General features: G+C 65.7%; 1 protein-coding gene and 1 pseudogene. Both read left to right on the forward strand.

Annotation, left to right across the window (positions count from 1 at the left end; translation table 11 throughout):
- A pseudogene (locus tag MOV75_RS39705) lies at positions 1-438 on the forward strand (penicillin-binding protein 1C); the annotation flags it as partial.
- A 50-nt stretch (positions 439-488) separates the two neighbouring features.
- On the forward strand, positions 489-954 hold a 466-nt coding region (locus MOV75_RS39710), incomplete at its 3' end, for an ArnT family glycosyltransferase (protein ID WP_369010501.1).

The raw sequence follows: 954 nt of genomic DNA on the forward strand, positions 1-954 counted from the left end.
GGCCTGATCGGGCGCGTCGCCGCCGCGCCGATCCTGTTCGACGCCTTCGCCCGCACCGGCAAGACGCTGGCCCCCTTACCGAAGCCGCCGAGGGGAACCCTGGTTGCCAGCAATGCCAAGCTGCCGTTGCCGCTGAAGCGGTTCCGCCCCGTAGGGGAACTTGTGCGGACCGGCCGCGAGCAGGCGCTGCACATTCAGTTTCCGCTGAACGGCTCGCGGATCGATGTCGATCGCTCCGGAGGGCAGGAGAGCGCAGCGATGCCGGTCAAGGTCGCCGGCGGCGTTCTGCCCATGACCGTCATGGTTAACGGCACCGCGCTCGGCGAGATCAACGGCCGCCGCCAGCGCCTGATCGATCCGCCAGGTCCCGGCTTTGCGCGGCTCACGGTGATCGATGCCACGGGCGCCGCGGACACAGTCGTCATTCGAATTCAATGAGCCCGGCTTAAGCGGTTGTGGCGATGGCGGTTTCAGCGTAAGCGGAACCAATGGCCGAGACCTACCCAAGCCCTCGTTTTGGAGCTCCCCGCGAGTCGAAATCGCCTGCAAATCCAGGCAGCGGGCTCGTACGCATGCTCGATGTCGTCACGGCAAGCCATGCGCGCGCGGTCGGCTTCCTCGTGCTCTGCGCGCTGCTGCTGTTCCTGCCGGGCTTCTTCACCATCCCGCCGATCGATCGCGACGAGGCGCGGTTCGCCCAGGCCACCAAGCAGATGGTCGAAAGCGGCGACTACGTCGACATCCGCTTTCAAGAGGACGTCCGCTACAAGAAGCCGGTCGGCATCTACTGGTTGCAGTCGGCGGCGGTCGAGGCAGCATCGGCACTCAAGCTGCCGAAGGCCGAATTGCGGAGCTGGTTCTACCGGCTGCGTTCTCTGCTGGTGGCGATCGGCTCATTGCTAAGGACCTATTGGGCCGAGATCGGATTCGTCACTAGGCGCGCCGCGGTGATGG

This window comes from Bradyrhizobium sp. PRIMUS42, from assembly GCF_023006515.1.
Classification (GTDB): Bacteria; Pseudomonadota; Alphaproteobacteria; order Rhizobiales; family Xanthobacteraceae; genus Bradyrhizobium.